This is a genomic window from Parerythrobacter lacustris, assembly GCF_024626475.1.
Classification (GTDB): Bacteria; Pseudomonadota; Alphaproteobacteria; order Sphingomonadales; family Sphingomonadaceae; genus Parerythrobacter_A; species Parerythrobacter_A lacustris.
In genome coordinates this window covers 42,792-60,447 of record NZ_JANKHH010000006.1, presented here as the reverse complement: position 1 = coordinate 60,447, position 17,656 = coordinate 42,792, and the positions used below count along the sequence as shown (strand labels likewise).

The following is a 17,656-nucleotide window of genomic DNA, read 5'->3' as shown; positions in this document are numbered from 1 at the left end:
GATCCGGGGTCCCGCTCTCTTCCGTACCAACGGCGGCGGTTGCGCATTACCGCAAAGAGAAGCGGGACCCCGGCTCGGGGGCCGGGGCGACGGTTGGCGGGAATAGCGCGGCAGCGGCGGTCAGGCATTCGCGCAACTGACCGGCGGGAGGCTCCCCTCCCCTTGCGCGATTGTGTGCGGCGGCCTCCACCCGGCTCAATAGTTACTGAAAATCAAGTGTCTGGTCGCAAAGGTTCATTCGCCATTAAGGCCGCCGGACGTCTCAGCCGACGTCAAACCTGTCGGGGAATCCAGCATGCTTGTTCGTCTTTCGCTAGCGTTGTCAGCGCTGCTCGCAATCGGGCTTTCGCCACCTTCATCTGCGATGGCCCCGCTGCTCGATGACGGCAAAACCGATGTGACAGCGTTCAATGCGCAGGTCGAAAACCAGAACGCAGCGTTTGCTGCCGGTGACTATGAACTCGCGCTTCGCTTCAACACGGATTTGCAGCAGCTTGTCGATACGCTCCCGGACGACCGGCCCGGCGTCAAGGGTATGGTCGCTTACGATCGCGCCGTGATCCTGATGCGCAAGGGCGATACCGCTGCCGGGATTGCCCTCCTCGACGAGGCCTATGGGCGCGGCGATTTGCAGGCGGTCGGCACGGCGAACCTGCCGGTCGACTATTACGGCACCGTAATGACCACCTACATCACCGCGTTGCGGAAAGCCGGTCGCCCCGATTGGCGCGAGGTGCAGGACAATTTCGTCGGAGAGCTGTTCGAAGGCGAATTCAGTCAGACCATGTTGATCGCGAACTGGACCAATGTCGCCATGGTCGCCCTGAAAGATGCCGGGCATGTTCCTGAAGCGATCGCGCTTTGCAATCGCCAGATTGCTTGGTTCGAGGCGAACCCGCAAGCGGCAACACCGCGCGGGTTCGCAGCAGTCGGCCGGCCGACCGTGTTCGTCTCGGACAATCTTGAGCCCGCGTTCGTGACCGGTCTGGCGCTCCGCACCGGTCGGTACGAATCCAACTATGCGTTTCTCCGCGCCGACCTAGAAGACACCTGCGGCGGCGCTGCGGAAGTCGCCGGTGACCTGGAGGGCGCATGGGGCCATCGCCGGGCATCGCTCGACTGGATTCGGCGGCAGGACGAAACCTCCTATTTCCGCGTCATCCAGTTGCGCTTGGCCCGTCTGCTTGCATTCAAGGGCGACGACAATCTGGCGTCGCAGTATCTCGATCTGGCGCTGCGCGGCTATGGTTTTCACGCGAACGGGGCGGATGTGTCGTCCGAAGTGTGTGCCAATCTCGAATTCGTGCTGGACGGCACGCGGCGCCCTGCTGCCGAAGTGGCGGAGAAGTTTCGCTCCCTCCCGCTGACCAAGGCGGTTGCCGGCGGGCTCGATTGCTCGCCCTCGCCGACCACGCGAGCAAACGGGGCAAGCTGATTGCAGGAAGAGCAGACCGGTCCGCCGCTCAATATCCCCGCGCGGGCGCGAACCGCGGTTGGCCCCACCAAGGCGACGGCCGCTGACGATAGGGCCTTCGGGGAATCGGAAGATGAGCCAACCGGCATGCAGGGTAGACGAAGAAACGATTTTCCTACACGCCCCTCCCCCGCTACCATCCGCATCGCTCTTTGACCTCGTGAGACCTGCTGCGCCGTCACCTTGCTGACGGAGACACACCAACCCGGAATGGCCCGCGCCCCGCAGCGCGCGCTGTAGGGCTTTGGTGTCGCCTTCGTGTCGCCTTTCGCAGCACGGGCGGGGGCCACCGCGCAAAGTGTCGCCTTGAAGAATCGCCAATAAATATGCGAAATCAGGTGTTTGGAAAATCCAACAAGGCGACACCTGTCGCCTTTCACCTACAGATGCAGCGCAAATCGCGTCAGCTGAAACCCACACCGAGGAAGTCCGGCTTCGGGCCGTTCCATTCGCCTGCGGGGACCGGTGCATCGTCCTCGTCCCGCCGGCCGCGCGGGCGCTCCTGACGCTCGGGCTTTGCTGCCGCTTCACGCCGGGGCTTTGCTGCACGATCTTCGCGCGCGGTATCGTCGCGGCGCGGCCTTGCGGGACGCGCCTCGCGGATATCGTCATCTGGCTGCGTTTTCGTCGGACGCTCCTCGCGAACATCGTCGTCGCGCCTGGCACGCGAACGCTTCGGCTTTTCTTCCACCTCCGCTTCAGCCTCGGGCGCAGGCTTGAGTTCGACCCGGACGTCCTTCTTGCCGAACACATCGATCGCCGCGCCGGTCAGCTTTTCGACATTGGCGATAGCTTCGGCATCTTCCTTCGCGACGAAAGTGAACGCGCGCCCCTTGGCCCCGGCGCGGCCGGTGCGACCGATGCGGTGGACATAGTCATCGGGGTGCCACGGGGTATCGAAGTTGAACACGTGGCTGACGCCCTTGATGTCGAGCCCGCGCGCGGCAACGTCGGAGGCGACGAGGATCGTGACCTCACCCGCCTTGAACCGGTCGAGTTCCTTGATCCGGCTCGACTGGTCCATGTCGCCGTGGATCTCGCTCGAACGAAAACCGTGGCTCTGCAGGCTCTTGTTGATCTCGCGCACCGTGGTCTTGCGATTGGCGAAGATGATCGCGGTTTCGACCAGGTCGTTGCGCAGCAGCCAGCGCAGTGTCTCGCGCTTCTGGCGGGTTTCGACCAGCACCTTGAACGCGGTGATATCGGCATTGGTGCTGGCCGCGCGGCTGACTTCGATCCGCTTGGGATTGTTGAGAAATTTCTTCGCCAGCTTTTCGATCGGCGGCGGCATGGTGGCCGAAAACAGCATCGTCTGGCGGGTCTCGGGCAGCTTCGAACAGATGAACTCGATATCGGGGATGAAGCCCATGTCGAGCATCCGGTCCGCCTCGTCGATCACCAGCAGTTCGCAGCCGTTGAGAAGGATCTTGCCGCGCTCGAACAGGTCCATCAGTCGGCCGGGGGTGGCGATCAGCACATCCACGCCGTCGGACAGGGCCTTGAGCTGATCGCCCATCTGCACCCCGCCGATCAGCAGCGCCATCTTGAGATCGTGGTTTTTGCCGTATTTCTCGAAGTTTTCCGCCACCTGCGCGGCAAGCTCGCGGGTCGGTTCGAGGATCAGCGAACGCGGCATCAGCGCGCGGCGGCGGCCGGCGGCCATGATGTCGATCATGGGCAGCACGAAGCTCGCGGTTTTACCGGTGCCGGTCTGGGCGATGCCGATGATGTCCTTCATCATCAGCACCGGTGGAATTGCTTCTGCCTGAATTGCGGTGGGCACGGTGTAGCCCGCGTCCTCCACGGCTTTGAGCAATTCAGGGGAAAGGCCGAGATCGGCGAAGGTCATAGAAATACAGATTTGTCCGGATAGGGGGCCACGAGGGCCGATTGTGCGACGCAGCAATACCGCGCCGCCAACGCCGCGCCTTTGCGCGGGAAAACGGGAAAAGTCAAGAAAACGCCGTGGGTGCGGCGCGGATTGCTCAGGTATCGACCGCGATCAGCTGGCGGATGCGGCGCAGCTCGCACTTCGCGCCGGTGCGCGACTGCAGCTTGTCGCGCTCGATGCAGATGTTTCCATCCTTGCTCGGCTCGACATAGAAGCCCGAGTAATAGTCTCGCGCGGAGCAGGCCTTCTCGAGATTCGCCGCGATAATCCGCTGGTCGCGCATGAACAGCATCAACCGGTTGTCCTTGGTCGGCATCACCCCGGCGATCCCGCTGACCGGCAGGCATTTGCCGATCTTGCGTTCGACCATATTGCGCGGGATCTCGCCGCGCGGCAGGGTCGCGGTCAGCTGGTTGCGAGCGGGACGCTGCGGAGAAATGCGGATGATCACCCGCTGCTCGACCCGGACCTGATATTGCACCGAGGGCACATTTTGCGCCTCGAACTGAATCAGCCCCTGCACGGGACTTTCCACTTTCGGAGCGGCATCGGGCGTAAGTGCGGCCACCGTACCTTCGCTTTCCGGCACATCGCCGAGCGGCTGCGGAAGCAGCAGCGCGAGCGGAAGGATGAAGGCAGGAAAATGGGGCATTGCAGCTCTGCTCGGTACTCCCTCAGCCATGCGGGAAGCCGATCTGGGCACCGCAGTGACCCGCCAAGCCATAGCCCCCATGGTTGAATGCCCGCTTAATTGGTCGAACGATGATTGCAAGTTTGCGTCACAACTGTGGTGCAGAAGGCACGCCTTGTGCCATAGGGCGCGGCATGACCGACCACGCCGAATTCCTGCGCCGTGCGGGCGACTTGCTGGGGCCGCGAGGCCTCACCTGCGATGCTGATCTCGTCACGCCATGGCTGACCGACTGGCGCGGGCGCTTCACCGGCAAGGCGCTGGCTCTGGCATCGCCCGCAAACACCGGGGAGGTTTCGGCATTCGTCGCTCTGTGTGCCGAGCACCGCATTGCGATCGTGCCGCAAGGCGGGAACAGCGGGATGTCTGGTGGCGCAACGCCCGATGCGAGCGGCGATGCGGTGATCCTCTCCCTGCGCCGCATGGACCGCATCCGCTCGCTCTATCCCGAATCGCGGATGGTGACTTGCGAGGCCGGGGTGATCCTGCAGGTACTGCATGAAGCTGCAGAGAAAGAGCGGCTGCGCTTCCCCCTCACCTTGGGCGGCAAGGGATCCGCCACCGTCGGCGGACTGATCTCGACCAATGCCGGTGGCACCCAGGTGCTGCGCCACGGAGCAATGCGCGCGCAGGTGCTCGGTATCGAGGCGGTGCTTGCCGACGGAAGCGTATTCGATGCGCTGGTCCCGCTGAAGAAGGACAATCGCGGGTTCGACCTCAAGCAGGTGCTGATCGGTTCGGAAGGTACGCTCGGCATAGTCACCGCCGCAACCTTGCGCCTGCTGCCCGAGATCGGCGGGCGCTGTGTGATCTGGGCCGGATTGGGGTCGATATCCGACGCACGCCAGCTGCTGGTCCATTGCGAGCGGGTAGCCGGAGAAAGGCTCGAAGGATTCGAAGTCATGCCCGCAAACAGCCTTGCTGCCGTGCTCGACCACCTGCCCGATGCCCGCTCGCCGCTTGCGGGCGTGCACGCGTGGCATGCGCTGATCGAGCTGGTCGCTGGCGCGGGTGAAGAAGAAAGGCTTGCCGACCTCGCCGAGAGCCTGCTCACACAGCCGTTCGAGGCCGGGCTGGTCGAAGACGCGACCATCGCCGCCAATGAAACCCAGGCCGAGCAATTCTGGCGATTGCGCGATTCGATTGCCCCGGCAGAACGTGCGATCGGCCCGGCGATGCAGCACGATATCTCGGTCCCGGTCGAGCGCATGGCCCGCTTCGTCGAAGCGGCCGTGCCGCAAGTCGAAGCGCGCTTCCCGCACACCCGTGCCATCGCCTTCGGCCATCTGGGGGACGGTAACGTCCATTTCCACGTTCTCGCCCCTGCCGGCGCGCCGCGTGGCCAATGGGAAGAGAGCGAAGGCAAGGAAATCAGCGCCTTCGTTCACGATCTTGTGACCGAATGGGGCGGCTCGATCAGCGCCGAGCACGGCATCGGACAGATGAAGGTGGCCGAACTTGGCCGCCTGGGTGACCCCGTCGCTTTGGCAATGATGCGCAGCGTGAAGCAGGCGCTCGATCCGCTGGGCATACTCAATCCGGGCAAGCTCGTGCCGCTTGCGCCAGAGGCCGCCAGCCCCTAAAGCGCGCGCTTCACGCGCCGGGGGGTGCTCGCCTCCTCAAGCAACGATATCCATCTGTGACCCGGAGAGTTTCCATGGCCAGCGCGCCGCAACCTACCCTGCCCCTGTTCTACAAGGACCTCATGCCGCTCAACAGCCGCGATCACCTCGGCTGGAAGAGCAAGTCGATGGATTCGGCCGACTGGCTGATCGGACAGCATGCGATCCCTCTCACGGTCGACGAGTTCGTTCAGGCGCAGCGCCATTTCCCGATCGTGTTTTCTGCCGGTGACAACCCGCTCCCGCTGGCGCTTATGGGGCTCAACGAAGGCGTCAACACCTTCGTCGACGATGCAGGCAAGGTGACCGAGCCAGTCTATCTGCCCGCCTATATCCGCCGCTATCCGTTCATGCTCGCGAAGCTGGCACCCGATGCCGAAGACCTCTCGCTGTGCTTCGACCCAACTGCCGGCCTCGTCGGCGAGTTCGATGAAGGTCAGTCCCTGTTCGACGGCGACAAGCCGAGCGAACAGACCCAGGGAATTCTCAAATTCTGCGAGGATTTCGAGCAGGCTGGCCAGCGGACCAAACTTTTCGTCGAAGAGCTTAAGGCACAGGATCTCCTGATGGACGGCGAGATCGCGATCACCACCAACGACAAGCCGGACCAGCCCTTCGTCTATCGCGGTTTCCGCATGGTCGATCAGGAAAAGCTGCGCCAGTTGCGCGGGGACCAACTGCGCAAGTGGAACGAGAACGGCATGCTACCGCTGATCCATGCGCACATCTTTTCGCTCGACCTGATGCGCAACATCTTCGCCCGGCAGCAGAGCCAGGGCAAGGGGCCGCAGCTCGCAACGGTAAACTGATCGAGCGACAAATCGATACAATATTGGACCGGAAACAAGGCTTGAACGGGTCTGATCCGGTCCCCATATTCGAGAAGTCCGGGTGGCTCCCCCCCCTCATGCCGCCCGGATGAGTGCACTTCGGTGCACCCTCCCTGAACCTTGGCCGCCTCGTGCTATATTGCACGAGGCGGTTTTTTATCGGGCGTGGACCGGCCTACTCGGCAGCAAGCGGCATGTCGCGAATACGGCCGAACGTCGCGACTTCCCCGGCGAGCACACGGATCAGCCGTGACAATGTCGCGGCGACCTCGCCGAGCCCTCCGGTCGTTTCGAGAAGATCGTCGCTCAGGTAGAGACTGCGGCAGATTTCGATCTGGATGGCATGGACGCCTGTGCGGAGATTGGCATGGCGATCGAGCACATAACCTCCGGCGTAAGGTCGATTGTGTGCAACCATGGCGCCATTCTGCGCAAGCTCGCGCAAAGTGCAGGCGACCAGCCGGTCGTCGGCGGATGCGCCGAAGCGATCCCCGACGACGAATTCCGCAACCCGGTCTCGCGGGTGCGCCGGTTTGAGCGGCGGCATGGAGTGCAAGTCCAGCAGCAAGGCGGCACCCCACCGGTCGCGGGCGGACTCGAGCGCCCCTTCCAGCGCACGATGATAGGGCAGGTGAACCTGACCGATCCGCGCGTCGAGCTCCGAACCCGACATCGGGCCGCTCCATATTTCACCAAGACCCGGCAACCGTCGCGGGACGAGGCCAAGTCCGCTGCGTGCCCGCTGGTTGGGCTTGGGCGTGGCAGATCCCGAGGGTGCGCCTTCGGCAACCATCGTCCAGTCCACATCGTCGGTTGCTCGATTAAGATCGATCAGGGCACGCGGAGCATGCGAAACCAGCAATCCCGCGCCCGTCTGTCGCGCCACCTCGGCGGCAATCCGGTCGACGAAGCGGTCTTCCAGCCTTAGCGCCGACCACTCGGGCCGGCGCATCCGCTTCCACAGTCCATCGGGGTACGATCGCCCCGCATGGGGAACTGCCAGGATGACGGGAACCGGCAGCTCGCCCGACAGGGTCAGGCTGTAAGCCGGCTTGCGCGTACCCGGGATGTTGCCCCCCCGATGCGATATCGAATCGCCGCTGTTTTGTGCCGTCCCGGTCATTCCTCCGCTTGCTGCCTTGCGCAGCGCCTTGTGTCAAAGCAGGGCGAATGTGACGAAGCGAAAGATTTCTTAAGCCGAACGGTCTATCGGGGCGGAATGACGGACACCAACAAACTGCGAATCCTGCTCGCGGAAGACGAGGAAGCGATGCGCACCTATCTCGCGCGCGCGCTGGAAAATGCGGGCTATGAGGTTGTCGCGGTGGATCGCGGCACTGAAGCCCTGCCCCGACTCGAGGCCGAGCGTTTCGACCTGCTGCTGTCGGATATCGTGATGCCCGAAATGGACGGTATTGAGCTCGCCCAGCGGTGCGCCGAGGTCAGTCCGCACACCAAGGTCATGTTCATCACCGGCTTTGCCGCAGTAACCCTCAAGGCGAGCCGCGAACAGCCGCAGGCCAAGGTTCTCTCGAAGCCGTTCCACCTGCGCGATCTGGTGCTCGAGGTCGAACGCGTCTTTGCAGGCGAGGCTGCCGCCTCGCTTTAGAGACGATCCCCCTTGCGCTCCCGATAGCCTCTCGCTAAAGGGCGCGCCTGCCCCGGCCCAGAGCCGTGCGGCATCGCCGATGGTGTGGGCGTATAGCTCAGTGGTAGAGCACTATGTTGACATCGTAGGGGTCGGAAGTTCAATCCTTCCTACGCCCACCATCGCCTAGAGAAGCCCGCCACGACCGGCGGGCTTTTTCTTCGTGTCGGTAACGGCATCTCGCCAGCGATTGGCCTGTTGCCAAGCCACCCGCAAAAGCTTTAGTCACACGCCGTTCCGTCGCGCTCTGCGAGCGGATCGTCATGGGGGTTACATGCAAAAATTGGTTATCGTCCTCGGCTTGGCGGCACTTGCCGTCTCGCCCGTTTCGGCGCAGATCACCTACGGCGAATCGGTCCCGGTCCAGCTCGAGGCGATCGAGGATCTGGACGCGTGCACGCTGGGCATGGTCGCCAATGTCGGGCCGGACAGCAGCGCGATGGTCCGCACCGGCCCCGACAGCGAATATGACACGATCGACTATCTGGCCGACGGTGATCTGGTCTGGGTGTGCCAGTCGGACGGTGAGCATTACGGCATCGTTTACTCATCCGATCCTGATCTCGATTGCGAAGTCTCGTCGCCGGTCGAGGCCACCGTCAATTACAGCGGGCCGTGCGATACCGGCTGGGTTATGTCCGATTGGGTCGAAATCATCGCCGGCTGACGCTCGCGGTCCAGACTAGCAACAGACCTGCAAGTTCCGGCCGCAGCACGCGGCTCCCTTGCGCACGCGCCCTCCTCTGCTAAAGCCCGCGCAACCCATTCCCCCGCAAGAGGCAACAGGCAGTCATGCAGAAAATTCAGGTCAAGAACCCGGTAGTCGAGCTCGATGGCGACGAGATGACCCGGATCATCTGGGAATGGATCCGCGAACGGCTGATCCTGCCCTATCTGGATATCGACCTGAAGTACTACGACCTCTCGGTCGAGAAGCGCGACGAGACCGAAGACCGGATCACGGTCGATGCCGCCAACGCGATCAAGCAATACGGCGTCGGTGTGAAATGCGCCACGATCACGCCGGACGAACAGCGGGTCGAGGAATTCAGCCTCAAGAAGATGTGGAAGAGCCCCAATGGCACGATCCGCAACATCCTGGGCGGCGTGGTGTTCCGCGAACCGATCGTGATCGAGAACGTGCCGCGGCTCGTCCCCGGCTGGACCGACCCGATCGTGGTCGGCCGCCATGCCTTCGGTGACCAGTACAAGGCCACCGACACACTGATCCCCGGCCCGGGCAAGCTGCGGCTGGTGTTCGACGGCGAGGACGGCACCAAGATCGATCTCGACGTGTTCGACTTCCCCAGCGCCGGGGTGGCGATGGCGATGTACAACCTCGACGATTCGATCCGCGACTTCGCCCGCGCTAGCTTCAACTACGGCCTCAACCTCGGCTGGCCGGTCTACCTCAGCACCAAGAACACCATCCTCAAGGCCTATGATGGCCGGTTCAAGGATCTGTTCCAGGAAGTGTTCGACAACGAAGGCTTCGCCGAACAGTTCAAGGCCAAGGGCATGGTCTACGAACACCGCCTGATCGACGACATGGTCGCCTCCGCGCTCAAGTGGTCGGGCAAGTTCGTGTGGGCGTGCAAGAACTACGACGGCGATGTTCAATCGGACACGGTGGCGCAGGGCTTTGGCTCGCTTGGTCTGATGACCTCCGTGCTGCTCAGCCCCGATGGCAAGACGGTCGAAGCCGAAGCCGCGCACGGCACCGTCACCCGCCACTATCGCCAGCACCAGCAAGGCAAGGCGACCAGCACCAACCCGATCGCCAGCATCTTCGCCTGGACCCGAGGACTGATGTATCGCGGCAAGTTCGACGGCACGCCCGAAGTGGTCAAGTTCGCCGAAACGCTCGAACGGGTCTGCATCGAAACGGTCGAAAAGGGTCACATGACCAAGGACCTTGCCCTGCTGATCGGCCCTGAACAGAGCTGGATGACCACCGAACAGTTCTTCGAGGCGATCGTGCAGAACCTCGAGAAGGAAATGGCCAACTGGGCGTGAAACCCTTGCCCTGCTCCGTCGTTGCAATTCCTGTAGCGGCGGAACGGGACTAGGATATTGGCCAAAGCCACGCAGAAGCGCCCGACGCGCAAGTCGACTGAACGGGTTGGCAAGCGCAGGCTCGAAGTGCGCAACGCGATGATGAAAGACGTGCGCGGGATCTCCGCCCTCGTCCGCCGCGCCTACACGGAACTGCCGCCCTATACGCAGGGCGAGATTCGCGGGCAGATCAACAACTTCCCTGAAGGCTGCTTCGTTGCGCTGCTCGACGAGGAAGTGGTCGGCTATTGCGCATCGATGCAGCTGCCCGGGCCGGTGGTGTTCGTCGACCATGACTGGGACGAGATTTCAGGCAACGGCTATGGCAGCCGCCACGATCCGACCGGAGACTGGCTTTACGGTTACGAGATGTGCGTCGATCCCAAGGTGCGCGGTGTGCGGATCGGGCGGCGGCTGTATGAAGAGCGCCGAGCGCTGGCCGAAGAACGAGACCTGACCGGCATCGTGTTCGGCGGTCGGATGCCCAACTACCGCCGCCTCCGGCGCCGGGTCGATGGGCCGCAGGATTATCTCGACCAGGTCCTGGCCGGCAAAATTCACGACCCCGTGCTGCGCTTCCAGCTGGCCAACGGATTCGAGCCCGACCGCATCCTCGAGAGGTACCTGCCCGAAGACAAGGCTTCTGCCGGCAATGCGGTGATGATGGTGTGGCGCAACCCCTATGTCGAGCGCGACCAGCCGGTGAAGAAGCGCCTGCCGCGCGGGGTCGAATCGGTGCGCGTGGCGACCTGCCAGCTGCAGGCGCGTGCAGTAAAGGACTACGAGGAATTTCTCGCAGCGGTGCGCTATTTCATCGACGTTGCAAGCGATTACGAAGCGGACTTCATCGTCTTTCCCGAGCTGTTCACGCTGATGCTGCTGAGCTACGAGGAGAAGGAACTCTCCCCCGTCGAGGCGATCGAGCGCCTGTCCGAATACACTCCCCGGCTGAAAGCCGATATTTCCGACATGGCGATGCGGTTCAACATCAACATCATCGCCGGCAGTCACCCGACCCGAATGGACGACGGCGACATCCACAACGTCGCATATGTCTGCCTGCGCGACGGCTCGGTGCACGAGCAGGAGAAGATCCACCCCACCCCCAACGAGCGTTACTGGTGGAACATCAAGGGCGGCGACACAATCGATGTCATCCAGACCGACTGCGGCCCGATCGGGGTGCAGATCTGTTACGACAGCGAATTCCCGGAGCTTTCCCGCCGCCTGGCCGACGAGGGCGCGCGGATTATCTTCGTGCCGTTCTGTACCGACAGCCGACAGGGCTATCTGCGGGTCCGCTATTGCGCGCAGGCTCGGGCGATCGAGAACCAGTGTTTCGTGGTGATGAGCGGCAATGTCGGCAACCTGCCCAATGTCGGCAATATGGATATCCAGTACGCCCAGAGTTGCATCCTCACGCCCTGCGACTTCCCCTTCGCCCGCGATGGCATCGCTGCCGAGGCGAGCGAGAATGTCGAGACGCTGACGATCAGCGACATCAACCTCGCGGACCTGCAATGGGCGCGCGCCGAAGGGACCGTGCGCAACCTCGCTGACCGCCGGTTCGACCTCTACCGAATCGAGTGGGATGAGGCGGGCGATCACCCCAGCAAACCGCGTCCGCGCCGCAAGCCACTCGGCGGACCGGGCGGCGGGGGCGGATAGTCGCTCCAATCCGGGTGACAGCGCACTGAGCGCGCTCTAACGTCCTCTCATGGCTGCCGAACTCGACACCTCTTCGATGAGCGATGCGCTGGTGATCCTCGGCGCGGCGGGGCTGGTCATCCCGGTCTTCGCGCGCTTCCGGATCACGCCGGTCATCGGATTCATCCTGATCGGGGTCGCGGTCGGGCCGTTCGGGCTGGGCAAGCTGGTCTACGATCGTCCCTGGCTCAATTACGTAACGATCACCGATCCGGAGGCGCTCTCCATCTATGCCGAGTTCGGGATCATCCTGCTGTTGTTCGGCATCGGGCTTGAGCTTTCCTTCAAGCGCCTATGGCAGATGCGGCGGCTGGTGTTCGGGCTCGGCGCGGCCGAATTGATGATCATCGGCACTATCGCTGCGGTGGTGCTGTCGATGATGGGGCAATACTGGACGGGCGCGCTGGCGCTGGGGTTCGCGCTTGCCTTTTCCTCCACCGCGATCGTGCTGCCAATCTCGGGCACCTCGTCACCGGTGGGGCGCGCCGCGCTCTCGATGCTGCTGTTTGAGGATATCATGATCGTCCCGATCATCTTCATCCTCGGCGCAATGGCACCCAACGCCCAGGCCGAAGGGTGGGAAGGCCTGCTCGACACGTTGTGGATGGGCGGGCTGGTGATCCTTGCGATGATGGTGCTTGGCCGGCTTTTGCTGCCCTATCTGTTTGCCCAGGCCGCCCGGACCAAGAGCCCCGAACTGTTCCTTGCGGCCTCCATGCTGGTCGTAATTGCTGCAAGCCTTGCCACATCTGTGGTGGGTCTTTCACCGATCGTCGGCGCTCTGATCGCCGGCCTACTAATTGCCGAAACCGAGTACCACGGCGAGGTCGAGGCGATCATGGAGCCGTTCAAGGGGCTGGCGCTGGGCGTGTTCCTGATCACAGTGGGCATGAGCATCGACCTGCTGACGATCTGGGACAATCTCTGGTCGATCCTCGGCGCGGTACTGCTGGTGCTGGTGTTCAAGGCCGTGGTCACCGGGGTGCTTCTGCGGCTGATGGGCGCGCGGCGCAGCACGGCGGCGGAAACCGGGATCCTGATGGCCAGTCCGTCCGAAACCACGCTGATCGTTATCGCAGCCGCCAGCGCAGCCTTGCTGATCCAGCCCGGCACGGCGCAGTTCTGGCAGATCGTCACCGCCATCGGGCTGACGGTTACGCCGATGCTGGCCCTGCTCGGTCGCCATATCGCGCGGCGGGTCGAGCCTGCCCCGGAAATCACCACGCCCGACGACAGCGAACAGCCGGTCATCATTGTCGGCGCAGGGCGAGTCGGACGTCTCGTCTCCGATATGCTCGCAACGCATGGCAAACCCTACATTGCGATCGATTCCGACAGCGACCAGATCGAGACCGCGCGCAGGCTGGGCTATCGCGCGACCTTCGCCGATGCGGCCCGCGCCGACGCGATGACCCGCATGGGAGTCGAGCGATCGCCTGCAGTGGTGCTGACGATGGACGAGCCGGTGCTCGCCGAACGTTTGACCCGCAAGCTGCGCAAGCTCCACCCGGACCTGCTGATCGTCGCCCGCGCGCGCGACACCGAACATGCGGCGGAACTCTATCGTGCCGGGGCCAGCCATGCGGTTCCCGAAACGCTCGAAAGCTCGCTCCAGCTATCCGAAGCGGTGCTGGTCGATATCGGCGTGGCGATGGGTCCGGTGATCGCCTCCATCCACGAAAAGCGCGACGAATACCGCGTCCAGATCGAGCGAGAGGGCGCGCTCGACTACAAGCCGAAATTGCGCACCAGTACCGCTGAAGGCTGATTTTTCAGAACCTTTTCCCTGCACGCTGCGTTGAGGGGGAGAAGGAGAGACACAATGGCCGACAAAAATCCCGCCCAGCCCCCGCATAAAGGCGAGGCGTTCGATCCTGCACAGCTCGAACAGGAAAAGCTCAAGCCATCCGCGCGCCGCGACGAAGATCGCCCGGCGGATACCTACGGAGTCAATGTCGCGCGCGGCAGCGAGACGGCGACCCGAAAAGCGAGCGGACCGCGCGGCTGATAACTAAGCGGCGATCTGCCCCTTAATCGCGGCGATCGCTGCGATCGCGTTCGCCCCGTCCGGCCCCCCGCCCTGTGCCATGTCCGGACGACCGCCACCGCCTTTGCCGCCGACCGCTTCGACCCCGACCCTTACGAGGTCCACCGCGCTGAAACGGCCTGCCAAGTCATCGGTCACGGCAACCGCGACGGCGGCCTTGCCGTCATTGACCGCTACCGCCGCGGCGACACCGCTGCCGAGAGTTTTTTTCGCTTCATCCAGCAAAGGCCGCAGTTCCCTGGCATCCAGCCCTTCCAGAACCTGGCCGGAGAACTTGACGCCGCCGATATCCTCCACCGCCGGACCGCTCGCAGCACCCCCGCCACCCAGCGCGAGCTGCTTGCGCGCTTCTGCCAGTTCCTTTTCTAGCGAGCGGCGCTCTTCGACCAACGCGGCGACGCGCGCCGACACATCATCGGGAGAGGTCTTGAGTACGCTGGCCGCGCCTTTCAACGCCTCTTCGCGTCCGACGAGCCACTGGCGCGCCGCTTCGCCGGTCAGCGCTTCGATCCGGCGAACGCCTGACGAAACCGCGCTTTCCGAGACGATACGGAACAGGCCGATATCGCCGGTCGCGCGGACGTGGGTGCCGCCGCACAGCTCGACCGAATAATTGCGCTCACCATCCGCTTTCCGCCCCATCGACAGCACGCGTACCTCGTCACCGTATTTCTCGCCGAACAACGCCAACGCGCCTGCCTCGACGGCATCGTCAGGGCTCATCAAGCGGGTGCTGACCGTTTCATTCGCGCGGATCTCGGCGTTCACCTCGGCCTCGATCGCCGCGATATCTTCATCCGATAACGGCTTGGGGTGCGAGAAGTCGAAGCGGAAGCGTTCTTCCGCCACCAGCGAACCTTTCTGCGTCACGTGCCCACCCAGCCGGTTGCGCAATGCGGCATGCAAAAGATGCGTCGCCGAATGGTTCGCGCGAATCCTGTCGCGGCGCTCCACATCGACTTCGAGGTGAACCACATCGCCGGTGCGGATCGTTCCGCTCTCGACCTTTGCCTTGTGCGTATGCAGGCGGCCGAGCGGTTTACCGGTGTCGGTTACTGCGATCCGCAAGCCGTCCGGTGTAGTGATTGCGCCGACGTCGCCGGTCTGTCCGCCGCTCTCGCCGTAGAACGGTGTCTGGTTGGTCAGCACCACCACCTCATCACCAGCCGAGGCGCTCTCGATTTCTGCACCGTCGCGCACCAGCGCGATAACCCGGCCCTCGCCGCTGGTGGCGGTATAACCGGTGAATTCGGTGCTGCCTTCGCGCTCCGCGATATCGAACCAGACCTCGTCCGATGCCGCATCGCCCGAACCCTTCCAGGCAGCGCGCGCGGCCGCCTTCTGCCGTGCCATGGCGGCGTCGAAGCCCGCGCGGTCGACACCGATGCTGCGCGCGCGCAAGGCATCCTCGGTCAAATCGTAGGGGAAGCCGTAGGTATCGTAGAGCTTGAAAACAGTTTCGCCGTCGAGTTCGGACCCTGCATCCATTCCGGCAGTGGCGTCGTCGAGCAGGCGGAGACCCTTGTCCAGCGTGCGGCGGAACTGGGTTTCCTCGCGCTCGAGCACTTCCTCGATCAGCGCCTGTCCGCGCTGCAGTTCAGGATAGGCCTGCCCCATCTCCGAGACCAGTTCTGGCACCAGCCGGTGCATCAGCGGTTCCTTCGCGCCGAGCAGGTGCGCATGGCGCATCGCACGGCGCATGATGCGGCGCAGCACATAGCCGCGGCCTTCGTTGGACGGCAAAACGCCATCGGCCAGCAGGAAACTGGTCGAACGCAGGTGGTCGGCGATCACGCGATGGCTGGCCTGATGCTCGCCAGACGCCTTGACCCCGGTCAGACTCTCCGACGCCTCGATCAGCGCGCGGAACGTGTCGGTGTCGTAGTTGTCATGCACCCCCTGCATCACCGCCGCGATGCGTTCGAGCCCCATCCCGGTGTCGATCGACGGCTTGGGCAGGCTGGTGCGCGAGCCATCAGCCGACTGCTCGAACTGCATGAACACGAGATTCCAAATCTCGATGAAGCGGTCCCCATCCTCGTCCGGGCTGCCCGGAGGGCCGCCGGGGATGTGATCGCCATGATCGTAGAAAATCTCGCTGCACGGGCCGCATGGGCCGGTATCGCCCATCGACCAGAAGTTGTCGCTGGTGGCGATGCGGATGATACGATCTTCGGGCAGACCGGCGATCTTGCGCCACAGCTCGAACGCCTCGTCATCGGTGTGATAGACGGTGGTCGTGAGCTTGTCCGGCGACAGTCCCCACTCCTTCGTGAGCAAGGTCCATGCGTGGTGGATCGCCTGCTCCTTGAAATAGTCGCCGAAGGAGAAATTCCCGAGCATCTCGAAAAAGGTGTGGTGCCGAGCGGTGTAACCGACATTGTCCAGATCGTTGTGTTTGCCGCCCGCGCGTACGCATTTCTGGCTGCTAGCCGCGCGCGGAGAAGGCGCAGTTTCCAACCCGGTGAAGACATTCTTGAACGGCACCATGCCCGCGTTGACGAACATCAACGTCGGATCGTTGTACGGCACCAGCGGCGCGCTCTGCACGACGCGGTGATCGGCAGTAGCAAAAAAGTCCAGAAACGAGCGGCGGATATCGTTGGTCGATTGCATAGCGCGCAGGTAAGGCCTGGGAAGCCGTGCGACAAGCCGATTAACGTGTGCGGCGGTGCTGCCTTTTGCTCAGCTTGCGCTTGCCTTGGCGGTCACGATCCACGCCGCCGCACGCAACGCAATGATCCCCCCTTCCTCGTTGTTGCGGAGGTATCGCCCGAGATTGCCGATGAAACGGGCTTTCTCGTCTGGTGCGAGGCTGGCAGCGGCCCTTGCGGCCGGCCCGATCGACTGGAAATAGTCCAACGCATCACCGAGGGCATCCTCGCCCGTTCCGGCGACGAACGCATAGTCGATCGGCTCGAATGCGATCTCCGACCAACCGGCATCGGACAGAATGCCCCGGACATGCGCTTCGTCGGCAAACGCGAATGGACCGGGTGCGAAGCGATTGGGCTCTACGAACGATCCGGCGGGAAGGCACCCGACCACTCGCTCGGCCCAGGCGTTTTCCTCGAAGCTGCGAAAGCAGGAGAAGACCAGACGCACGTCCGGCGCGGAGATGTTGGCGAGATGGGCGAATGCCTCCACCGGCTGCTCGAAGAACATTACGCCGTGGCGCGACATGATGAGGTCAGGCGCGAAGCCAGGTCGCGACCAATTCGCCGCATCGCCCAACTCGAAATCGAGGTTGGGCAGATAGCCGGCGCGCTCACGTGCGACGTCGATCAATTCCGGGCTGATATCGATGCCCACAACTTCGGCCGTCGAGTGTCCCCGCGCCATCGCCATCGACAATTCCCCGGCGCCGCATCCGACATCGAGCGCCTTTCGCACACCGCGCGCACTCGCCTTGCCGAGCAGCTGGTCGGTCAGACCGCCGAAACTGCGATCGGTGCGGCGCCATTCGTGCGCCCAGCTGCGGCCGACGCGGCCTTCCCAGTCGAGTTTTGTCGTCATCGCCCTGTTTCTGCCCCCAATCCTCGGCCTGCCGAACGGTGATGCGGCAGGACATCACCTTGCCGCGAAATGGAGCGGTCGAATAGCGCTTTCTGCAGGTCTGCAGGATGCACGGACCAAAGCCGGGCTTTGATCCGTGCTTCAGCCTTGGGCGACCGGTAGCAAGACAAGAAAA

General features: G+C 63.4%; 14 protein-coding genes and 1 tRNA gene. 10 read left to right on the top strand and 5 right to left on the bottom strand.

The features are described 5' to 3' along the window. The first annotated feature begins 364 nt into the window (after nucleotides 1–364). On the top strand, nucleotides 365–1,435 hold the full coding sequence (locus NSO95_RS11415; protein ID WP_257596388.1) for a hypothetical protein: 1,071 nt from the start codon (nucleotides 365–367) through the stop codon (nucleotides 1,433–1,435). Nucleotides 1,436–1,877: 442 nt separating this feature from the next. Here the strand turns inward: NSO95_RS11415 and NSO95_RS11410 are convergent, their stop codons facing one another. Both NSO95_RS11410 and NSO95_RS11405 read right to left on the bottom strand, forming a co-directional pair. Then, on the bottom strand, nucleotides 1,878–3,323 hold the full coding sequence (locus NSO95_RS11410) for a DEAD/DEAH box helicase (protein ID WP_257596387.1): 1,446 nt from the start codon (nucleotides 3,321–3,323) through the stop codon (nucleotides 1,878–1,880). A gap of 136 nt (nucleotides 3,324–3,459) precedes the next feature. Then, nucleotides 3,460–4,017 (bottom strand): hypothetical protein, encoded by a 558-nt coding sequence (locus NSO95_RS11405; protein ID WP_257596386.1) that lies wholly within the window; start codon nucleotides 4,015–4,017, stop codon nucleotides 3,460–3,462. 173 nt (nucleotides 4,018–4,190) lie between these two features. Between NSO95_RS11405 and NSO95_RS11400 the strand changes: the two genes are divergently transcribed. Continuing rightward, nucleotides 4,191–5,639 (top strand): FAD-binding oxidoreductase, encoded by a 1,449-nt coding sequence (locus NSO95_RS11400; protein WP_257596385.1) that lies wholly within the window; start codon nucleotides 4,191–4,193, stop codon nucleotides 5,637–5,639. Between the two features lie 74 nt (nucleotides 5,640–5,713). Next, a complete protein-coding gene (locus NSO95_RS11395) occupies nucleotides 5,714–6,487 on the top strand; it encodes a SapC family protein (RefSeq protein WP_257596384.1) in 774 nt (257 codons plus the stop codon). A gap of 196 nt (nucleotides 6,488–6,683) precedes the next feature. On the opposite strand, the gene NSO95_RS11390 is transcribed toward NSO95_RS11395, so the two are convergent. Further along, nucleotides 6,684–7,631: an N-formylglutamate amidohydrolase gene (locus NSO95_RS11390; protein ID WP_257596383.1), complete on the bottom strand. Its 948-nt coding sequence runs from the start codon at nucleotides 7,629–7,631 to the stop codon at nucleotides 6,684–6,686. Nucleotides 7,632–7,727: 96 nt separating this feature from the next. Between NSO95_RS11390 and cpdR the strand changes: the two genes are divergently transcribed. The 7 genes from cpdR (at nucleotide 7,728) to NSO95_RS11355 (ending at nucleotide 13,926) form a co-directional block, all read left to right on the top strand. After that, nucleotides 7,728–8,117 carry a cell cycle two-component system response regulator CpdR gene (cpdR, locus tag NSO95_RS11385; protein ID WP_257596380.1) on the top strand — a complete coding sequence of 130 codons (390 nt, stop codon included), beginning with the start codon at nucleotides 7,728–7,730 and terminating at the stop codon, nucleotides 8,115–8,117. 86 nt (nucleotides 8,118–8,203) lie between these two features. After that, nucleotides 8,204–8,278 (top strand) — tRNA-Val (locus NSO95_RS11380). Nucleotides 8,279–8,430: 152 nt separating this feature from the next. Next, on the top strand, nucleotides 8,431–8,823 hold the full coding sequence (locus NSO95_RS11375; protein ID WP_257596379.1) for a hypothetical protein: 393 nt from the start codon (nucleotides 8,431–8,433) through the stop codon (nucleotides 8,821–8,823). 125 nt (nucleotides 8,824–8,948) lie between these two features. Continuing rightward, the gene (locus NSO95_RS11370; protein ID WP_257596378.1) at nucleotides 8,949–10,172 is read left to right on the top strand and encodes an NADP-dependent isocitrate dehydrogenase; all 1,224 of its coding nucleotides are present in this window, start codon (nucleotides 8,949–8,951) and stop codon (nucleotides 10,170–10,172) included. Between the two features lie 138 nt (nucleotides 10,173–10,310). Then, nucleotides 10,311–11,879, top strand: coding sequence for a bifunctional GNAT family N-acetyltransferase/carbon-nitrogen hydrolase family protein (locus NSO95_RS11365; protein WP_257596490.1), 1,569 nt, complete (start codon nucleotides 10,311–10,313; stop codon nucleotides 11,877–11,879). Nucleotides 11,880–11,928: 49 nt separating this feature from the next. Then, the gene (locus NSO95_RS11360) at nucleotides 11,929–13,686 is read left to right on the top strand and encodes a cation:proton antiporter domain-containing protein (RefSeq protein ID WP_257596377.1); all 1,758 of its coding nucleotides are present in this window, start codon (nucleotides 11,929–11,931) and stop codon (nucleotides 13,684–13,686) included. Between the two features lie 54 nt (nucleotides 13,687–13,740). Then, a complete protein-coding gene (locus tag NSO95_RS11355) occupies nucleotides 13,741–13,926 on the top strand; it encodes a hypothetical protein (protein ID WP_257596376.1) in 186 nt (61 codons plus the stop codon). Nucleotides 13,927–13,929: 3 nt separating this feature from the next. Here NSO95_RS11355 and alaS read toward each other — a convergent pair whose 3' ends face one another. Together alaS and NSO95_RS11345 are read right to left on the bottom strand one after the other, a co-directional pair. Continuing rightward, nucleotides 13,930–16,581, bottom strand: coding sequence for an alanine--tRNA ligase (gene alaS / locus NSO95_RS11350; protein ID WP_257596375.1), 2,652 nt, complete (start codon nucleotides 16,579–16,581; stop codon nucleotides 13,930–13,932). 69 nt (nucleotides 16,582–16,650) lie between these two features. Further along, nucleotides 16,651–17,481: a class I SAM-dependent methyltransferase gene (locus NSO95_RS11345; protein ID WP_257596374.1), complete on the bottom strand. Its 831-nt coding sequence runs from the start codon at nucleotides 17,479–17,481 to the stop codon at nucleotides 16,651–16,653. Nucleotides 17,482–17,656: the final 175 nt, after the last annotated feature.

Bases quoted from the DNA above. Each gene is read 5' to 3' on its own strand.
- NSO95_RS11415 (WP_257596388.1), top strand. From the start codon at position 365: ATGGCCCCGCTGCTCGATGACGGCAAAACCGATGTGACAGCGTTCAAT.
- NSO95_RS11410 (WP_257596387.1), bottom strand. From the start codon at position 3,323: ATGACCTTCGCCGATCTCGGCCTTTCCCCTGAATTGCTCAAAGCCGTG.
- NSO95_RS11405 (WP_257596386.1), bottom strand. From the start codon at position 4,017: ATGCCCCATTTTCCTGCCTTCATCCTTCCGCTCGCGCTGCTGCTTCCG.
- NSO95_RS11400 (WP_257596385.1), top strand. From the start codon at position 4,191: ATGACCGACCACGCCGAATTCCTGCGCCGTGCGGGCGACTTGCTGGGG.
- NSO95_RS11395 (WP_257596384.1), top strand. From the start codon at position 5,714: ATGGCCAGCGCGCCGCAACCTACCCTGCCCCTGTTCTACAAGGACCTC.
- NSO95_RS11390 (WP_257596383.1), bottom strand. From the start codon at position 7,631: ATGACCGGGACGGCACAAAACAGCGGCGATTCGATATCGCATCGGGGG.
- cpdR (WP_257596380.1), top strand. From the start codon at position 7,728: ATGACGGACACCAACAAACTGCGAATCCTGCTCGCGGAAGACGAGGAA.
- NSO95_RS11375 (WP_257596379.1), top strand. From the start codon at position 8,431: ATGCAAAAATTGGTTATCGTCCTCGGCTTGGCGGCACTTGCCGTCTCG.
- NSO95_RS11370 (WP_257596378.1), top strand. From the start codon at position 8,949: ATGCAGAAAATTCAGGTCAAGAACCCGGTAGTCGAGCTCGATGGCGAC.
- NSO95_RS11365 (WP_257596490.1), top strand. From the start codon at position 10,311: ATGATGAAAGACGTGCGCGGGATCTCCGCCCTCGTCCGCCGCGCCTAC.
- NSO95_RS11360 (WP_257596377.1), top strand. From the start codon at position 11,929: ATGGCTGCCGAACTCGACACCTCTTCGATGAGCGATGCGCTGGTGATC.
- NSO95_RS11355 (WP_257596376.1), top strand. From the start codon at position 13,741: ATGGCCGACAAAAATCCCGCCCAGCCCCCGCATAAAGGCGAGGCGTTC.
- alaS (WP_257596375.1), bottom strand. From the start codon at position 16,581: ATGCAATCGACCAACGATATCCGCCGCTCGTTTCTGGACTTTTTTGCT.
- NSO95_RS11345 (WP_257596374.1), bottom strand. From the start codon at position 17,481: ATGACGACAAAACTCGACTGGGAAGGCCGCGTCGGCCGCAGCTGGGCG.